Source organism: Streptomyces sp. WAC00040 (assembly GCF_056835925.1).
In genome coordinates this window covers 865787-883680 of record NZ_JAKQZE010000003.1, presented here as the reverse complement: position 1 = coordinate 883680, position 17894 = coordinate 865787, and the positions used below count along the sequence as shown (strand labels likewise).

Annotated in this window: 14 protein-coding genes; 6 read left to right on the top strand and 8 right to left on the bottom strand. The window is 69.6% G+C overall.

All coding sequences use genetic code 11. The annotated features are described in order from the left end of the window. Window positions 1-114 precede the first annotated feature (114 nt). From MDN94_RS29480 to MDN94_RS29460, 5 genes are all read right to left on the bottom strand, one after another. Entirely contained in the window at window positions 115-786 is a 672-nt protein-coding gene (locus tag MDN94_RS29480) for a FadR/GntR family transcriptional regulator (protein WP_482728886.1), read from the bottom strand. 110 nt (window positions 787-896) lie between these two features. Continuing rightward, a complete protein-coding gene (locus tag MDN94_RS29475) occupies window positions 897-2522 on the bottom strand; it encodes a glycerol-3-phosphate dehydrogenase/oxidase (RefSeq protein WP_482728885.1) in 1626 nt (541 codons plus the stop codon). Window positions 2523-2534: 12 nt separating this feature from the next. After that, the gene (glpK, locus tag MDN94_RS29470) at window positions 2535-4061 is read right to left on the bottom strand and encodes a glycerol kinase GlpK (protein ID WP_482728884.1); all 1527 of its coding nucleotides are present in this window, start codon (window positions 4059-4061) and stop codon (window positions 2535-2537) included. 52 nt (window positions 4062-4113) lie between these two features. After that, window positions 4114-4905 carry an MIP/aquaporin family protein gene (locus MDN94_RS29465; RefSeq protein WP_482728883.1) on the bottom strand — a complete coding sequence of 264 codons (792 nt, stop codon included), beginning with the start codon at window positions 4903-4905 and terminating at the stop codon, window positions 4114-4116. Between the two features lie 231 nt (window positions 4906-5136). Continuing rightward, window positions 5137-5901, bottom strand: coding sequence for an IclR family transcriptional regulator (locus MDN94_RS29460; RefSeq protein WP_482728882.1), 765 nt, complete (start codon window positions 5899-5901; stop codon window positions 5137-5139). A 240-nt stretch (window positions 5902-6141) separates the two neighbouring features. Here MDN94_RS29460 and metH point away from each other — a divergent pair, with 240 nt between their 5' ends. From metH to MDN94_RS29445, 3 genes are all read left to right on the top strand, one after another. After that, a complete protein-coding gene (gene metH, locus MDN94_RS29455) occupies window positions 6142-9651 on the top strand; it encodes a methionine synthase (protein WP_482728881.1) in 3510 nt (1169 codons plus the stop codon). Window positions 9652-9759: 108 nt separating this feature from the next. Beyond that, entirely contained in the window at window positions 9760-10461 is a 702-nt protein-coding gene (locus tag MDN94_RS29450; RefSeq protein ID WP_482728880.1) for an HAD family hydrolase, read from the top strand. A 507-nt stretch (window positions 10462-10968) separates the two neighbouring features. Continuing rightward, on the top strand, window positions 10969-12567 hold the full coding sequence (locus MDN94_RS29445) for an ABC transporter substrate-binding protein (RefSeq protein WP_482728879.1): 1599 nt from the start codon (window positions 10969-10971) through the stop codon (window positions 12565-12567). Between the two features lie 133 nt (window positions 12568-12700). Here the strand turns inward: MDN94_RS29445 and MDN94_RS29440 are convergent, their stop codons facing one another. Continuing rightward, a complete protein-coding gene (locus MDN94_RS29440) occupies window positions 12701-13372 on the bottom strand; it encodes a response regulator (RefSeq protein ID WP_177151020.1) in 672 nt (223 codons plus the stop codon). A gap of 13 nt (window positions 13373-13385) precedes the next feature. Then, complete coding sequence (locus MDN94_RS29435) at window positions 13386-14420, bottom strand: RecB family exonuclease (protein WP_482728878.1); 1035 nt, start codon at window positions 14418-14420, stop codon at window positions 13386-13388. A 123-nt stretch (window positions 14421-14543) separates the two neighbouring features. Here MDN94_RS29435 and MDN94_RS29430 point away from each other — a divergent pair, with 123 nt between their 5' ends. The 3 genes from MDN94_RS29430 to MDN94_RS29420 all read left to right on the top strand — a co-directional run bounded on the left by MDN94_RS29430 (window position 14544) and on the right by MDN94_RS29420 (window position 17471). Then, window positions 14544-15782 (top strand): site-2 protease family protein, encoded by a 1239-nt coding sequence (locus tag MDN94_RS29430; protein WP_482728877.1) that lies wholly within the window; start codon window positions 14544-14546, stop codon window positions 15780-15782. 18 nt (window positions 15783-15800) lie between these two features. After that, window positions 15801-16688, top strand: coding sequence for a tRNA (adenine-N1)-methyltransferase (locus MDN94_RS29425; RefSeq protein WP_005319518.1), 888 nt, complete (start codon window positions 15801-15803; stop codon window positions 16686-16688). A 156-nt stretch (window positions 16689-16844) separates the two neighbouring features. Beyond that, entirely contained in the window at window positions 16845-17471 is a 627-nt protein-coding gene (locus MDN94_RS29420; RefSeq protein WP_482728876.1) for a hypothetical protein, read from the top strand. 15 nt (window positions 17472-17486) lie between these two features. Here the strand turns inward: MDN94_RS29420 and MDN94_RS29415 are convergent, their stop codons facing one another. Beyond that, window positions 17487-17798, bottom strand: a complete 312-nt coding sequence (locus MDN94_RS29415) for a ferredoxin (RefSeq protein WP_441265406.1) — start codon at window positions 17796-17798, stop codon at window positions 17487-17489. Window positions 17799-17894 lie beyond the last annotated feature (96 nt).

Here is a 17894-nt window from a genome sequence, read left to right as displayed (position 1 = left end):
ATCGCGGAGCGAGATCCAGCCCGTCCGGCGTTCGAGGACACCGCGCGAAGCGCGGTACTAGGGGCGAAGCCAGGTTCGGGAAAGGGCGGGTAGGGGAGAAGCCCGCGGCAGGCGCTACGGCGTCGCGCGGAGCCACTGCTCCACGCTTGCCACGTGCACCGTCGCCCACGCCCGTGCGGCCTCCCCGTCGCGGTCCCGCAGCGCCGCCAGGATCGCGCGGTGCTCGTGGATGATGCGGCTGACCGCGTCCTCCTGGGTCAGGCCGCGCCAGACGCGGGCCCGGGTCGTGGGGCCCGACAGGCCGTCCAGGAGGGAGCAGAGCACCGAGTTGCCGGCGGCCCCGACGATGCGGCGGTGGAAGTCCAGGTCCGCCGCGACGAGTTCCTCGACCGACGGGTCTGTCCCCAGCGCGTCGAGCCGGGCGGTCAGCGCGTCGAGTTCGGCTTCGGGGATGCGGCTCGCGGCCATCGCGGTGGCCGCCGGTTCCAGGATGCGGCGTACCGCGAGGAACTCCAGCACTGTGTCGTCCCGATGGAAGTCGACGACGAAACTCAGCGCCTCGAGGAGCAGTTGGGGATCGAGGCTCGTGACGTAGGTGCCGTCGCCCTGGCGTACGTCGAGGATGCGGATCAGGGACAGCGCCCGTACCGCCTCGCGCAGCGAGTTGCGCGACAGGCCCAGTTCGGCGGCGAGTTCGCTCTCTTTGGGCAGCCGGTCGCCGGGGCGGAGCGCGCCGGAGACGATCATCCCTTTGATCTTCTCGATGGCCTCGTCGGTCACGGCCATGACGTCACCCCCATCGTCCATTCACTCACCAGACATCGGAGGTCTGAGCGTACAACGAGGGCGACTCCCCCGGAGTCGCCCTCGTTGAGCTGTCCGCCCGACCGGTCAGCTCACCGGTCGCGCAGCACGTCCTCGACCCTGTTTCGGACGTCGTCCGTCGCCAGGCCGCGGATGGTCAGCGTGGTGCGGCGGCGCAGCACGTCGTCCGCCGTCTCGGCCCACTCGTGGTCGCGCGCGTACACGACCTGCGCCCAGATCTCCGGCGCGTCCGGGTGGATACGCTCGCCCAGCGCGGGGTCCTCGTTCGCCAGGCGGGCGATGTCGAACGCCAGTGACCCGTAGTGGGTGGCGAGGTGCCGGGCGGTGTCGGCCGCCATCCGCGGACCGGGCATCCCGCCGTCGACCAGGAGCCGGTGCGCGACCGCGTTGGGGTTGGCGATGCCGGGCAGCGGCAGCTTCTTCGGCAGGTGCGCGAGCGGCTCCATGTCCTCGGCGAGCGGACGGCCCGGCAGGGTCGCCAGCTTGTTCATCACCGTGCGGCCGATGTGGCGGAACGTCGTCCATTTGCCGCCGGCCACCGACAGCATCCCGCCGCGCCCCTCGGTGACGACCGTCTCCCGCTTGGCCTTGGAGGTGTCTCCGGGGCCGCCCGGAAGCACTCGCAGACCGGCGAAGGAGTAGGTGATCAGATCGCGTGAGAGCTGCTGGTCACGGATGGAGAACGCGGCCTCGTCGAGGATCTGCGTGACGTCCTTGTCGTTGACGGCGACGTCGGCCGGGTCGCCCTCGTACTCCTCGTCGGTGGTGCCGAGCAGCAGCATGTCCTCCCAGGGGAGGGCGAACGTGATGCGGTACTTGTCGATCGGGGTGGCCAGCGCGGCCCGCCACGGGGAGGTGCGCTTCAGCACCAGGTGCGCTCCCTTGGAGAGGCGGATGGACGGGGCCGCCTCCGGGTCCTCCATCCGGCGCAGGTGGTCGACCCACGGCCCGGTGGCGTTCAGCACCAGCCGCGCGGTGACGCCGAACTCGGTGCCGTCGGTGCGGTCCTTCAGCTCCGCGCCGGTGACCCGGCCCCGGGTGAAGCGCAGTCCTGTGACCTCGGCGTGGTTGAGGACGGTGGCGCCCGACTCGGCGGCCGCGCGGACCGTCATGAGCGCCATACGGGAGTCGTTCATCTGGTCGTCGCCGTAGACGGCGACGGCCTTCAGGTTCTCCGTACGCAGCTCCGGCACGTCCCGCTGTGCCTTCGCCGCCGATATGACGTGGCCGACGCCGTCACCGAACGCGGAGAGCGCGGAGTAGGCGAAGACGCCCGCGCCGAGCTTCGCCGCGCCGTGCGGACCGCCCTTGTAGACGGGCAGGTAGAAAGTGAGCGGGTTGGCCAGGTGGGGGGCCACCTGGCGGGAGACCGCGCGCCGCTCGAAGTGGTTCTCCGCGACCAGCTTCACCGCACCGGTCTGCAGGTAGCGCAGGCCGCCGTGGAGAAGCTTGGAGGAGGCGGAGGAGGTGGCGCCGGCGAAGTCGCCGGCGTCCACCAGGGCCACCCGCAGCCCGGACTGCGCGGCGTGCCAGGCGGTGGAGATGCCCAGGATGCCGCCGCCGATCACCAGGAGGTCGTACGTCGCCTTGGAAAGCTGCTCCCGGGTCTCGGCGCGGCCCGCTGCTTTGAGGGAAGACACAGCCGAGCCGGAGGCCGGGTGCGTCCCGGGGGAGGGGACGCTCTGCAGGGTGGTCATTCTTGCTCCTCGTCAGTTTTCCTCGTCGAGCCAGCCCATGGTCCGCTCCACGGCCTTGAGCCAGCTCTTGTACTCGCTGTCACGCTTGTCAGCGTCCATGCGGGGGGTCCACTCGGCGGCCCTGCGCCAGTTGGCACGCAGCGCGTCGGTGTCCGGCCAGAAGCCGACGGCCAGGCCGGCGGCGTAGGCGGCGCCGAGGCAGGTCGTCTCGGCGACCATCGGGCGCACCACGGGGGCGTCCAGGAAGTCCGAGAGGGTCTGCATCAGCAGGTTGTTGGAGGTCATGCCGCCGTCGACCTTGAGCGCGGTCAGTTCGACGCCGGAGTCCTTCGTCATGGCGTCGGTGATCTCACGGGTCTGCCAGGCGGTGGCCTCGAGAACGGCGCGCGCGATGTGCGCCTTGGTGACGTACCGGGTCAGGCCGGCGATCACACCGCGGGCGTCGGAGCGCCAGTACGGGGCGAACAGACCTGAGAAGGCCGGCACGAAGTAGGCGCCGCCGTTGTCCTCCACGGAGGAGGCGAGGGTCTCGATCTCGGCGGCGGAGTTGATCAGGCCCATCTGGTCGCGCATCCACTGCACCAGCGAACCGGTGACGGCGATCGAGCCCTCGAGGGCGTAGACCGCCTTCTCGTCGCCGATGCGGTAGCCGACGGTGGTCAGCAGGCCGTTGTAGGAATTGACGGGCTCGTCACCGGTGTTCATCAGCATGAAGGTGCCGGTGCCGTACGTGGACTTGGCCTCGCCCTTCGAGTAGCAGGTCTGGCCGAACAGGGCCGCCTGCTGGTCGCCGAGCGCGGAGGCGACGGGGATGCCGTCGAGCGCGCCGCCCTTGGCGAGGCCGTAGACCTCGGCGGAGGACCGGATCTCCGGCAGGATCGCGGCCGGGACCTCCATGGACTGAAGGATCTTGTCGTCCCACTCCATGGTGTGCAGGTTCATCAGCATGGTGCGGGAGGCATTGGTGACGTCGGTGACGTGGACGCCGCCGTCGACTCCGCCGGTCAGGTTCCAGATGACCCAGGAGTCCATGGTGCCGAAGAGGATGTCGCCGCGTTCGGCGCGCTCGCGCAGGCCCTCGACGTTGTCGAGCAGCCAGCGGGCCTTCGGACCGGCGAAGTAGGAGGCCAGCGGCAGGCCCGTCTCACGGCGGAAACGGTCCTGCCCGACGTTGCGGCCGAGCTCCTTGCAGAGGGCGTCGGTGCGGGTGTCCTGCCAGACGATGGCGTTGTGGACGGGCTCGCCGGTGTTCTTGTCCCACAGCAGCGTCGTCTCGCGCTGGTTGGTGATGCCGATGGCCTTGACGTCGGCGGAGGTGATGCCGGCCTTCTCGATGGCTCCGGCGACGACCTCCTGGACGTTGGTCCAGATCTCGGCGGCGTCGTGCTCCACCCAGCCCGGCTTCGGGAAGATCTGCTCGTGCTCCTTCTGGTCGACGGAGACGATCCGGCCGTCCTTGTCGAAGACGATGCAGCGGCTGGAAGTGGTGCCCTGGTCGATGGCCGCGATGAACGGGCCGGTGGTGTGTGCGTCGGTCACGGTCTGCTCCTGCTCAGGTATCGGTGGGTACGGCTCGTGCTGCTGATACGGCTCAGGCGAACGCGATGTTGTAGATACCCGCTGCGACGGCCGCACCGATCAGCGGACCGGCGACGGGTATCCAGGCGTAGCTCCAGTCGGAGCCGCCCTTGTTCGGCAGCGGGAGCAGCGCGTGCACGATGCGCGGACCCAGGTCACGGGCCGGGTTGATGGCGTAGCCGGTGGGGCCGCCGAGCGAGAGGCCGATGGCGACGACGACGAGGGAGACCATGAGTCCGCCGAGCGGGCCGAGGCCCTTGCCGCTGTCGTTGAGACCCTGCGTGAGCACCGCCAGGACCAGCACGATCGTGCCGATGATCTCGGTGGCGAGGTTCTGCCAGACGTTGCGGATCTCGGGGCCGGTGGAGAAGACACCGAGGACCGGGCCGGCCTTGGCGGCAGCCCCGTCGTGCGGACCCTCGATCGCCTTGTCGGCGGGGTCGCCCACGATCTCGGGGTCGGTGAGGTGCGCGTGGAACTGGCCGTAGTAGGCGAGCCAGACCAGGGCGGCGCCGATCATGGCGCCGAGGAGCTGGCCTGCGACGTAGACGGGGACGTTGCCCCAGTCGTTGTCCTTGATCGCGATGCCGAGCGTGACGGCGGGGTTGAGGTGTGCACCGGAGAGCGTGCCGGTCATGTACACCGCGGTCAGCACCGCGAAGCCCCACCCGAGGGTGATGGCCAGCCAGCCGGCGTTCTGAGCCTTCGAGCGCTTGAGTACTACGGCGGCGACTACGCCGCCACCGAGCAGGATGAGTACGGCGGTACCGATGATCTCGCCGATGAAGATGTCGGAGTTGGACACCCGCGACTCCTTTGTCCTTCGTCCAGGGGGAAGGCGAACCCCGGGTCCCTCCGGTGGTCCGCGCCCTCAGTGAGGGCGTTACCGGCCTGGCGTTGTCACACTCTAGCGCGTATTGCCGTTAAGCGTTCGACAATGCCGACCGGTGAACGGCAGTTTTGCCCCCCGGTAAACATGGCGTCAAGGGTTGTGTGGCCGAAAACCGGATCGTTACCAGACGATGTGTTCGACGGGTCAGAAGCGCCCGGCGCCGAGGTCCCTGGAGACCGCCCGGGCGCAGTCCCGCACCGCCGCGACAAGCTCGGAACGGAGCTCTCCGTTGTCGCAGACCCGCTCCACGGCACCCGTGATGGCGATCGCCCCCACGGGCATCCGGCGCCGGTCGTGGATGGGTGCGGCGACGGCGGCCACGCCCTCCCACGTCTCCTCCACATCGGCGGCCCAGCCCCGCGCCCGGGTGTGGTCCAGCAGCGACTCGAAATCCTCTATGTCGGTCACTGTCCGCGGCGTGAACGCCTTGCGGTTCACCTCCAGGGCCTCCGTGTGGGCCACCGGGTCGAAGGCGGACAGGACCTTGCCGAGAGCGGTGGAGTGCAGCGGCTGCATGGCTCCCACCTCGAGCACCTGCCGGCTGTCGTCGGGCCGGAAGACGTGGTGCACGATCAGCACGCCGTGCTGGTGCAGCACGCCGAGGTGGACGCTCTCGCCGCTGGAGCGGGCCAGGTCGTCAGTCCAGACCAGGGCGCGGGCCCGCAGTTCGTGCACGTCCAGATAGCTGTTGCCGAGCCGCAGCAGCTCGGCGCCCAGCTGGTAGCGGCCGGACGCGGCGTCCTGTTCGACGAATCCCTCCGCCTGAAGGGTCCGCAGGATGCCATGGGCCGTACCCTTGGCCAGATCGAGCGACGACGCGATGTCCGACAGTCCCAGCCGGCGTTCTCCGCCCGCGAGCAGTCGCAGCATCGCCGCAGCCCGCTCCAGTGACTGGATGTTTTTCGCCATCGGATCGGCCCTTCTCCAACACGGTTCGACAATGCTGAACACTATCGGTCGATGCCGACCTTGGTCACGGCGGACCGAGTATCTCGCGGTGGAGGCCTTGCGAAAAAGTCCGGAGACATGGCGCAGTCCGGCCCGTGGGACACCTCAGCTCCGTCGGGCCCACCCGGCTACTCTGGCTGGGTGCGCCTTCCCGCCGGTAGGCGCAAAGCCGACAGCCGTCGCATCCCAGGGAGCACATCCATGGCCTCGTTGCCGACCCCCTCCGCCGACAGCCGGACCCGTGTCCACGCTCTGCGCGAAGCGCTCGCCACCCGGGTGGTGGTGGCCGACGGCGCCATGGGCACGATGCTCCAGGCACAGGATCCGACACTCGAGGACTTCGAGAATCTCGAGGGCTGCAACGAGGTTCTCAACGTCACGCGCCCCGACATCGTGCGCTCCGTCCACGAGGCGTACTTCGAGGTCGGCGTCGACTGCGTGGAGACGAACACCTTCGGCGCCAACCACTCCGCCATGGGGGAGTACGACATCCCCGAGCGGGTGTACGAGCTCTCGGAGTCCGGTGCCCGGATCGCCCGCGAGGTGGCGGACGAGTTCACCGCGTCGACCGGCCAGCAGCGATGGGTGCTGGGCTCGATCGGCCCCGGCACGAAGCTCCCGACCCTCGGGCACGCCCCCTACACCGTGCTCAGGGACGGATTCCAGCAGAACGCCGAGGGCCTGATCGCGGGCGGCGCCGACGCGCTCATCGTCGAGACGACCCAGGACCTGCTCCAGACCAAGGCCGCGATCCTCGGAGCCCGCCGCGCCATGGAGGCGACCGGCGCCGACCTTCCGCTCCTTTGCTCCCTCGCCTTCGAGACGACCGGCACGATGCTGCTGGGTTCCGAGATCGGCGCCGCGCTGACAGCGCTGGAGCCGCTCGGCGTCGACATGATCGGTCTGAACTGCTCCACCGGCCCGGAAGAGATGAGCGAGCACCTGCGCTATCTCACCCGCCACTCCCGTATCCCGCTGCTGTGCATGCCGAACGCCGGCCTTCCGGTGCTCACCAAGGACGGGGCGCACTTCCCGCTCGGTCCCGAGGGCCTGGCCTCGGCCCAGGAGCAGTTCGTCGCCGACTACGGCCTGTCCCTGGTCGGCGGCTGCTGCGGTACGACGCCCGAGCACCTGCGTCAGCTGGTGGAGCGTGTGCGGGGCGCGGAGCTGACGCCGCGTGACCCGCGTCCGGAGCCGGGCGCCGCCTCCCTCTACCAGTCGGTGCCGTTCCGTCAGGACACCGCTTATATGGCGATCGGCGAGCGGACGAACGCGAACGGGTCGAAGAAGTTCCGCGAGGCGATGCTCGAGGGCCGCTGGGACGACTGCGTGGAGATGGCCCGCGACCAGATCCGTGAGGGCGCGCACATGCTGGACCTGTGCGTCGACTACGTGGGCCGCGACGGCGTCGCGGACATGGAGGAGCTCGCCGGCCGGTTCGCGACCGCTTCGACGCTGCCGATCGTGCTGGACTCGACCGAGGTGGACGTCATCGAGGCGGGCCTGGAGAAGCTGGGCGGCCGTGCGGTCATCAACTCGGTGAACTACGAGGACGGGGACGGCCCGGACTCCCGCTTCGCGAGGGTGACCCGCCTGGCGCGGGAGCACGGCGCCGCGCTGATCGCGCTGACGATCGACGAGGAGGGCCAGGCCCGTTCGGTGGAGCACAAGGTCGCGGTCGCCGAGCGGCTGATCGCGGACCTGACCGGCAACTGGGGCATCCACGAGTCGGACATCCTCATCGACACCCTCACCTTCACCATCTGCACCGGGCAGGAGGAGTCCCGCAAGGACGGCCTCAACACCATCGAGGCCATCCGGGAGCTGAAGAGGCGTCACCCGGACGTGCAGACCACGCTGGGCCTGTCGAACATCTCCTTCGGCCTGAACCCGGCCGCCCGTATTCTGCTCAACTCTGTCTTCCTGGACGAGTGCGTGAAGGCCGGCCTGGACTCGGCGATCGTGCACGCCTCGAAGATCCTGCCGATCGCCCGGTTCGACGAGGAGCAGGTCACCACGGCTCTGGACCTCATCTACGACCGGCGCAGCGAGGGGTACGACCCGCTCCAGAAGCTGATGGCGCTGTTCGAGGGCGCGACCACGAAGTCGCTGAAGGCGGGCAAGGCGGAGGAGCTGGCCGCGCTGCCGCTGGAGGAGCGCCTGAAGCGGCGGATCATCGACGGCGAGAAGAACGGACTCGGGACAGACCTCGACGAGGCGCTGAAGGACCGTCCGGCGCTGGACATCGTCAACGACACGCTGCTGGACGGCATGAAGGTCGTCGGCGAGTTGTTCGGCTCCGGGCAGATGCAGCTGCCGTTCGTGCTCCAGTCCGCCGAGGTCATGAAGAACGCGGTGGCGCACCTCGAGCCGCACATGGAGAAGTCCGATGCCGAGGGCAAGGGCACGATCGTGCTGGCCACCGTTCGCGGCGACGTCCACGACATCGGCAAGAACCTCGTGGACATCATCCTGTCCAACAACGGCTACAACGTGGTCAACCTGGGTATCAAGCAGCCCGTCTCCGCGATCCTCGACGCGGCCAAGGAGCACAGGGCCGACGTGATCGGCATGTCGGGCCTGCTGGTCAAGTCCACGGTGATCATGAAGGAGAACCTCCAGGAGCTCAACCAGCGGGGCATGGCCGCCGACTACCCGGTCATCCTCGGCGGCGCCGCCCTCACCCGCGCCTACGTCGAGCAGGATCTCCACGAGATCTACGAGGGCGAAGTCCGCTACGCCCGCGACGCGTTCGAGGGCCTGCGCCTGATGGACGCCCTCATCGGCATCAAGCGGGGTGTCCCCGGCGCGGTCCTGCCCGAGCTCAGGCAGCGCCGGGTCAAGGCCACGACGGCGGTCGTGGAGGAGCGCCCGGAGGAAGGCGCGGTCCGCTCCGACGTCGCCACCGACAACCCGGTCCCGACCCCGCCGTTCTGGGGCACCCGGGTCGTCAAGGGCATCCCGCTCAAGGACTACGCCTCCTGGCTCGACGAGGGCGCCCTGTTCAAGGGGCAGTGGGGACTCAAGCAGTCCCGGGCGGGAGACGGCCCCTCGTACGAGGAGCTGGTGGAGTCGGAGGGCCGGCCGCGGCTGCGCGGCCTGCTCGAGCGGCTGCAGACCGACAACCTCCTCGAAGCGGCCGTCGTCCACGGCTACTTCCCCTGCGTGTCCAAGGGTGACGACCTGATCATTCTCGGTGAGGACGGCTCCGAGCGGACCCGCTTCTCCTTCCCGCGGCAGCGCCGGGGCCGGCGTCTTTGCCTGGCGGACTTCTTCCGCCCCGAGGAGTCCGGCGAGACCGATGTGGTCGGCCTTCAGGTCGTCACCGTCGGCTCCCGCATCGGCGAGGAGACCGCCAAGCTGTTCGAGGCCGACTCCTACCGCGACTACCTCGAACTGCACGGCCTGTCCGTCCAGCTCGCGGAGGCACTGGCCGAGTACTGGCACGCCCGGGTGCGCGCCGAACTGGGCTTCGGCGGCGAGGACCCGGCCGACGTGGAGGACATGTTCGCCCTGAAGTACCGCGGCGCCCGGTTCTCCCTCGGTTACGGCGCGTGCCCCGATCTCGAGGACCGGGCCAAGATCGCGGAGCTGCTCGAGCCCGAGCGGATCGGCGTCCAGCTGTCGGAGGAGTTCCAGCTCCACCCGGAGCAGTCCACCGACGCGATCGTCATCCACCACCCCGAGGCGAAGTATTTCAACGCACGCTGATCGTTCGGGTCGTACACTGGTCGGTCCAGTGCAGGCCGGTCGCCTGTCCCTGCGGGAGAGCCGCTGGGAGAGGTGGCCGGCCTTCTCGTCCCTCACGGAGGTGTGCCTATGACCAGCACCGTCCCCGCGTCGCTGACCCGTTCGGCGGAAGCGGCCGCACTTCAGGCCGTGTTTCTCGACATGGACGGCACCCTCGTGGACACGGAGGGCTTCTGGTGGGACGCGGAGGTGGAGGTCTTCGCGGATCTCGGGCACCGACTGGACCAGGCCTGGCGGGACGTGGTGGTCGGCGGACCGATGACCCGGAGCGCGGGCTATCTCATCGAGGCCACCGGCGCGGACATCAGCCTCGCGGAGCTGACCGTGCTGCTCAACGACAAGTTCGAGGAGCGGATCAGCAGGGGTGTACCCCTGATGCCGGGCGCGGCCCGGCTGCTCGCCGAACTGGCGGCGCACAATGTGCCTACGGCGCTCGTGTCCGCCTCGCACCGGCGCATCATCGACCGGATCCTCGCCTCTCTCGGGCCCCAGCACTTCGCGCTCTCGGTCGCGGGGGACGAGGTGCCGCGTACCAAGCCGCACCCCGAGCCGTATCTCCTCGCAGCCCAGGGCCTGGGCGCGGACCCGGCGAGATGCGCCGTCGTGGAGGACACGGCGACCGGCGTGGCATCCGCCGAGGCAGCTGGATGCCGGGTGGTCGCCGTTCCGTCCGTGGCCCCGATCCAGCCGGTCGGCGGCCGGGTCGTCGTGAGGTCCCTGGAAGAAGTGGACGTCGTTTTTCTGCGCACTCTCATCAGCGCAAAGCAGTGATACGGGCACTGTCCGTGCTTTTCGATTCCGTCGGAAACCAGGGGCGGGGAGTTCTGCCTTTTCCGTGACCGTCGAACGGCTTTCCGACTTGATCGAAATTGGGTCGAACGGCGTGACCTTCGTCACTGTGAGTGGTGCCCAACCAGGGGTGATGTGCGTCCGACACCTCTTCGGGAGGGGTCTCGGGCGGCCCATGTGTACCGATTGATGCGGGTGTTTACGAATATTCCGTGGCAGTGCCATCCACTCACAGGCATTGATGATCACTCAGCGATTACGGCCCAACTCGGGCCCGGTCAAGCTTTCCTGGCGTTGCCGACTAATCTCGTCGGCGAGAGCTTCGCTGCACCACCGTGGTGTCCCGTCGGCCACCCCGCCGTCGGAAACACAGGACCGATCGTCTGTATCCCCGGCCCGATCGCGCCGCCCCGACCGGGCGGAGGCGGCGGAGTGTCTTGAACACATCGCTGTATCACAGTGCCGGATCGGTGAGGGAGAACGTCCAGGATGAACCGTAAGACTTTGGTGCTGCCGGCCGTGGTCGGCCTGCTCGCGCCCGTGCTCGTCGCCTGCGGCAGCACGGAAGGCGGGTCCGACGGCGGTGATGCCATAGTCGTGGGCACCACGGACCAGTTCGTCGCCGGCGAGGACGCCCCGGCACCCCTGGACCCGGCCTACGCGTACGACACCGGTGCCTGGAACGTGCTGCGTCAGACGCTGCAGACCCTGATGCACGCCCCGCGCGGCGGCGGCGAGCCCGTGCCGGACGCCGCGGAGAGCTGCCTCTTCACCGACTCCGTGAGCGAGAGCTACCGCTGCAAGCTGCGCAGCGGCCTCAAGTTCGCCGACGGCACTCCGGTCACCGCCGAGGACGTCAAGTTCTCCATCCAGCGCGTTCTGGACATCGACGCCGACAACGGCACGGCCGCCCTGCTCTCGAACATCGACACGATCGAGACCAAGGGCGACAGCGAGATCATCTTCCATCTCGCCACGCCGGACGCCACCTTCCCGTACAAGCTCTCGACGCCGGCCGCCGGCATCGTCAGCAAGGAGAAGTACGACGGCAAGAAGCTGCGCGAGGGGTTCGAGGTCGACGGCTCCGGCCCGTACACGATGAAGACGGAGACCGACGGGGACACGGTCTCCAGGGTCGTCTTCAGCAAGAACCCGAACTACAAGGGCGACCTCAAGCTGAAGAACGACAAGGTCGTCCTGCGTTCCTTCGCCGACTCCGACTCCATGGGCAAGGCCCTCGAGTCCGGTGACATCGACCTGATGACGCGCACCATGGCGCCGGAGCAGATCAAGGAGATGCTGGAGAACCCGAAGGAGGGCATCGAGCTCACCGAGATGCCCGGCCTGGAGATCCGCTACCTCGCCTTCGACACCAGCGACCCGGCCGTGAAGAAGAAGGCCGTCCGTCAGGCCGTCGCGTCGCTCGTCGACCGCGGCCAGATCGCCGGTGAGGTCTACGGCGCCACCGCCGAACCGCTCTACTCGCTCATCCCGAAGAGCATCTCGGCGCACACCAACTCGTTCTACAACAAGTACGGCGAGCCCAGCCGCAAGAAGGCCGCCGCGCTCTTGGACGACGCCGGTATCGACACCCCGGTCCAGCTCACGCTCCACTACACCACCGACCACTACGGCGAGGGAACGGCCAAGGAGTTCGAGGCCCTTCGCGACCAGCTCAACGCGAGCGGGCTGTTCGAAGTCAAGGTCGAGGGCACCGAGTGGTCCAAGTTCCGGCCCGCCCAGAAGCGGGGCGACTACGCCGTCTACGGGCTCGGCTGGTTCCCCGACTTCCCGGACCCGGACAACTACACTGCGCCGTTCCTCGGCGAGGGCAACTTCCTCAACTCGCCCTACGTGAGCGACAAGGTCCGCGAACTCATCCCGCAGTCGCGGCGCGACGTCGACCGCACCGCGGCGTCGCCTGCCTTCAAGGAGATCCAGGACATCGTCGCCGACGACGTCCCCGTGCTGCCGCTCTGGCAGGGCAAGCAGTACGTTGCCGCGCGCGACGACGTGAGCGGTGCCGAGTGGGCGCTGAACTCCAGCTCCGACCTTCAGCTCTGGGAGCTGTCCCACGGCGGGAGCTGATCCGGGGCGGACGCGCGACCGCGGAAAGACCGGTGCCCGGCAACTGCTCGAAGCAGCTGCCGGGCACCGGCCGTTCCCGCAGGGCGCGACGGGCACCGTCCACCGGGCGGGCCGCCGGGTGGACGGGCCGCCGCTACTGGGCGCCGGGGCGCACCAGGCCGCTCTCGTACGCGTAGACCGCCGCCTGGACGCGGTCACGCAGGCCCAGCTTCGTCAGCACATGGCCGACGTGCGTCTTGACGGTCGTCTCGCTGACGAAGAGGTCCGCCGCGATCTCCGCGTTGGACAGTCCGCGGGCCACCAGCTTCAGTACCTCCACCTCACGGTCGGTCAGCGTGTGGAGCGTGTCCGGAACCGGCTCCTCGCCGGACGGCAGATGGTCCGCGTACTTGTCGAGCAGCCTGCGGGTGATGCTCGGCGCGAGCATCGCCTCTCCCGCGGCGACCACCCGGATCGCCTGCACCAGTTCGTTGGCCGGGGCGTCCTTCAGCAGGAAGCCGCTCGCACCGGCGCGCAGCGCCTCCACCACGTACTCGTCCAGGTCGAAGGTGGTCAGCACCAGGACCTTCGCCGGACCGTCCCGGCCGGGACCGGTGATCTGACGCGTCGCCTCCACACCGTCCATCCGGGGCATCCGGATGTCCATCAGCACGACGTCGGGCTGGAGCGCCCGCACCTGGTCGAGGGCCTGGAGGCCGTCCCCGGCCTCACCGACCACCGCGATGTCCTGCTCGGCTTCGAGGATCATCCGGAAACCGGTGCGCAACAGCGGTTGGTCGTCGACCAGTAGGACGCGGATAGCCACGGGTACTCCTTCTTTAGACCGGGCCCATTCTGCCCTGGCCATCCTCGGCCGACGCGCGCGGGGAAACGCTCAGCGGATAAACCGGGGGAGTGCCGCCGAATTCCGGACACACCGAACGGTGGTCGCACCAGCCGCACAGCTTCGTCGGCCGCGGCCGCCAGTCACCCGTCTGTGTGGCCAGCCGGATCGCCTCCCAGAGCGCCAGCAGTTTGCGCTCCGTCCGCTCGAGGTCGGCCATGACCGGGTCGTACGTCAGCACGTCGCCGCTGCCGAGGTACACCAGCTGGAGCCGTCGCGGCACTACCTGCTTCAGCCGCCAGATCACCAGCGCGTAGAACTTCATCTGGAACAGCGCGCCTTCGCTGTACTCGGGACGCGGGGCCTTGCCCGTCTTGTAGTCGACGATCCTCACGTCGCCGGTCGGCGCGACGTCCACCCGGTCGATCACGCCGCGCAGCCGCAGCCCCGACTCCAGCTCCGTCTCCACGAACATCTCCCGCTCGCGGGGCTCGAGCCGCGTCGGGTCCTCCAGAGTGAACCACCGCTCCACCAACTGCTCCGCCTCACCGAGCCAGCGGGACAGCCGCTCGCCGCCGGGGTCCTCCGTGAACAGCTCGCCCAGCTCCGGACGCGTCTCGAGGAGCCGGCTCCACTGGCCGGGAACCATCGCCTTGGCGCGCGGCGCCGTCCGCTCGGCCGCCGGATCGTCGAAGAGCCGCTCCAGCACCGCGTGCACCAGCGTTCCCCGGGTAGCCGCTTCGCTGGGCTTCTCCGGCAGCCTGTCGATCACCCGGAACCGGTAGAGCAGGGGGCACTGCATGAAGTCGCTCGCACGTGAGGGTGACAGCGACGTGGGCGGCGCGCTCCGCGCCGGCTGCTCCGGGCTCTCGTCGTCGCCTGCGACGGGTGCCGTGGCCGCGCCGTCCACGGGGGCGGCGGGCGCCGGCTCGTCGACGACTTCCGGCCGGGCGGCCACGGCCGGCCGGGGGACCACCGGCGTGGCGGACCCGTCGGTGGCCGGCTCTGCGGGCTGCTGGCTCGTACTCATGACGCAGACCCTACGGCCCGCCACCGACAGCGAGCGGCATACCATCGACCACAGACCCCGAGCACGTCATGATTTCGAGCGACGACCATTCGCAACGACCCCATTTCGCCCCGAAGGGAACCCGTGAACGAGGACGACACGAGCGGTGAGCGCGAGCGGTCCGGGCCGGACAAGACGTCCGGCAAGGGCAGACCGCGGCGCCCCGGCGAGCCGGGCGGTGGCCTCCTCATGGGCCGCCCCTTCGGCGTGCCCGTCTACGTCGCCCCCAGCTGGTTCGTCGTCGCCGCCCTGATCACCTGGGTTTTCGGAGGGCAGCTCGACCGCGTGCTGCCGGAGCTCGGCGGCGCACGCTACCTCGTCTCGCTGTTCTTCGCCGTGGCCTTCTACGCCTCGGTCCTCGTCCACGAACTGGCCCATACCGTCGCCGCGCTCCGGTTCAAGCTGCCGGTGCGCCGGATCCAGCTCCAGTTCTTCGGCGGCGTCTCCGAGATCGAGAAGGAGACCGAGACGCCGGGCCGTGAGTTCTGGCTCGCCTTCGTCGGACCGCTGCTCTCCCTCGCCCTGGCCGGGGTCTTCTACCTCGGCATGTACGCGGTGGAGCCCGGCACCGTCCCCGGCGTGCTCCTCGCCGGCCTGATGATCTCAAACCTCATCGTCGCGGCCTTCAACCTGCTGCCGGGTCTGCCCCTGGACGGCGGCCGGATGTTGCGCGCCGTGGTGTGGAAGATCACTGGCAGGCCCATGGCCGGCACCGTCGCCGCCGCCTGGGTCGGCCGGGCGCTCGCCGTCGCCGTCCTCATCGGCCTGCCGCTCCTCACCCACACCGGCGCCCTCGGGAACTCCACCGAGGACATCGGCGGGACGGAGACCGTCACCGACGCCCTGCTGGCCGCCATCCTGGCCGCCATCATCTGGACCGGCGCCGGCAACAGCCTGCGGATGGCCCGCCTGCGGGAGCACCTGCCGGAACTGGCCGCCCGCGCACTGACCCGCCGCGCCGTCCCCGTCGAGGCGGACACCCCGCTGTCGGAGGCCCTGCGCCGAGCCAACGAGGCGGGCGCCCGTGCCCTGGTCGTGGTCGACGGCCACGGGGACCCGACCTCGCTGGTCCGCGAGGCCGCCATCGTCGGCGTCCCCGAGCACCGCAGGCCCTGGGTCGCCGTCGGCGGACTGGCGCAGGACCTCACCGAAGGCATGAAGATCCCCGCGGAACTCGCCGGAGAGGCCCTCCTCGACACCCTGCGGGCCACACCCGCCACCGAGTACCTCGTGGTGGAGGAGTCCGGCGAGATCTACGGCGTGCTGTCCGCCGCGGACGTCGAGCGGGCCTTCGTCGCCGCCATGGCACGGCCCGGTTCCTGAAGCCCATACACTGGTCACATGTCCGAACCGACCGGTGCCGCCCGCCGTCGCGGGCCCTTCAAGGTCGGGGACCAGGTCCAGCTCACCGACCCCAAGGGACGCCACTACACGTTCACGCTCGAGGCCGGGAAGAACTTCCACACCCACAAGGGTTCCTTCCCCCACGACGAGCTGATCGGCGCTCCTGAGGGCAGTGTTGTCCGAACCACGGGAAACGTCGCCTACCTCGCGCTGCGCCCCCTGCTCCCCGACTATGTCCTGTCCATGCCCCGCGGCGCCGCCGTGGTCTACCCCAAGGACGCGGGGCAGATCCTGGCCTTCGCCGACATCTTCCCCGGCGCCCGCGTCGTGGAGGCCGGGGTCGGCTCCGGCTCGCTCAGCAGCTTCCTCCTGCGCGCCATCGGCGACCACGGCATGCTGCACTCCTACGAGCGCCGCGCGGACTTCGCCGAGATCGCCCAGGCGAACGTGGAGCGCTACTTCGGCGGTCCGCACCCGGCCTGGCAGCTCACAGTCGGCGACCTCCAGGACAATCTGACCGACGCCGACGTCGACCGGGTCATCCTCGACATGCTCGCTCCCTGGGAGTGCCTCGAGGCCGTCTCCAAGGCGCTCGTCCCCGGCGGCATCCTGTGCTGCTACGTGGCCACCACCACCCAGCTCGCGCGCACCGTCGAGTCCATCCGCGAGATCGGCTGCTTCGCAGAGCCGCAGCCGTGGGAGTCGATGATCCGCAACTGGCACGTCGAGGGCCTCGCCGTGCGCCCCGACCACCGGATGATCGGCCACACCGGCTTCCTGGTCACCGCCCGGCGTCTCGCCGACGGCGTCGAGCCCCCCATGCGCCGCCGCCGGCCCGCCAAGGGCGCCTACGGTGAGGACTACGAGGGCCCCAACAAGGGCTGACCGGCCGTCGCCGACCGCCCGTAACGCACTGACGCCGCCGTCGAGTTCCCGTGCCCCGCACCGAACTCGACGGCGGCTTCCTCATGTTGGCCGCCGCGCACCTTTACCGCAGTCTTACGGACCCCGCTGTTCCGGTCCTCTGTGACGTATGGCACGATGCTGGCCACCCCACCGGCCGAGCCCTCTCAGGAGACCACTCGCGTGCAGAACTCCGTCGCCGTCCCGGACCTCGCGCACACTCACGCCCGCCCCGTGCACTGGCTGGCCACGGCGGCGGCGATGGCCGCGGTGGTGGCGGGCGCCGGACTGCTCCAGCCCGACGCCGCGACGGCCTCCCAGCCCGGCGCCGGCCCCGGCACCACGACGGCCGCGGCCGCCCGTCCCGCACCGGACCCCGCTGCCGTACGGCTGCCCATCCAATGCGGCGGACTCCCGAGCGTGGTCACGAAGAGGGCGACGGGCGACCTCGACGGCGACGGCAGCCCGGAGACCGTGGTGGCCGCCCGCTGCGACGCCGGCTCCGGCACGCCGCCCAGTGGGCTCTATGTACTGGCGGGCGGCCGTGACGGCGGGCCACGGGTGGTCGCGACCCTGGTCGAGCCTGCCCGGAAGCAGAGCGTCGGCGAGCTCGCGGTACGTGACCGGACCATCACGGCGACCCTGCTCGGCTATTCGTCGGCCGCCGTGCCCAGCTGCTGCCCCGACGAGAAGGAACGGGTCAAGTGGCAGTGGCAGGGCGGCAAGTTCGTCCGCGGCGCCCAGGCCGAGGCGCTCAGCGCCTGACCCGTATGTGATCCGTCACTCGGCGTCGGGTCCGTAGACCTCGACGTTGTCCGAAACCCGCCGCACATGGATGCAGTCGCCCGGGCACTCCTTGGCGGAGTCCACCACGTCGTTCAGCAGCGGCAGCGGCACCGGCGTTGTGGCGCCCGGGGCCTGGAGCAGCTCGTCGTCGGCCGACTTCACATACGCCAGACCGTCGATGTCGAGCTCGAAGACCTCAGGGGCGTACTGCGCGCAGATTCCGTCCCCGGTGCAGAGGTCCTGGTCGATCCAGACCTCGAGCGCGTCGGCGGCGCCGTCGGTGGGAACCTCGTGCTGCACGGTCATATCTCCTGCCGTTTCCTTCGTCGGGCGTGGCTCTGTGATGCAAGTCGTGCCGCTGTTGACGGGTGTTGAACGCTTCGACGATACAACCGCCCGCTT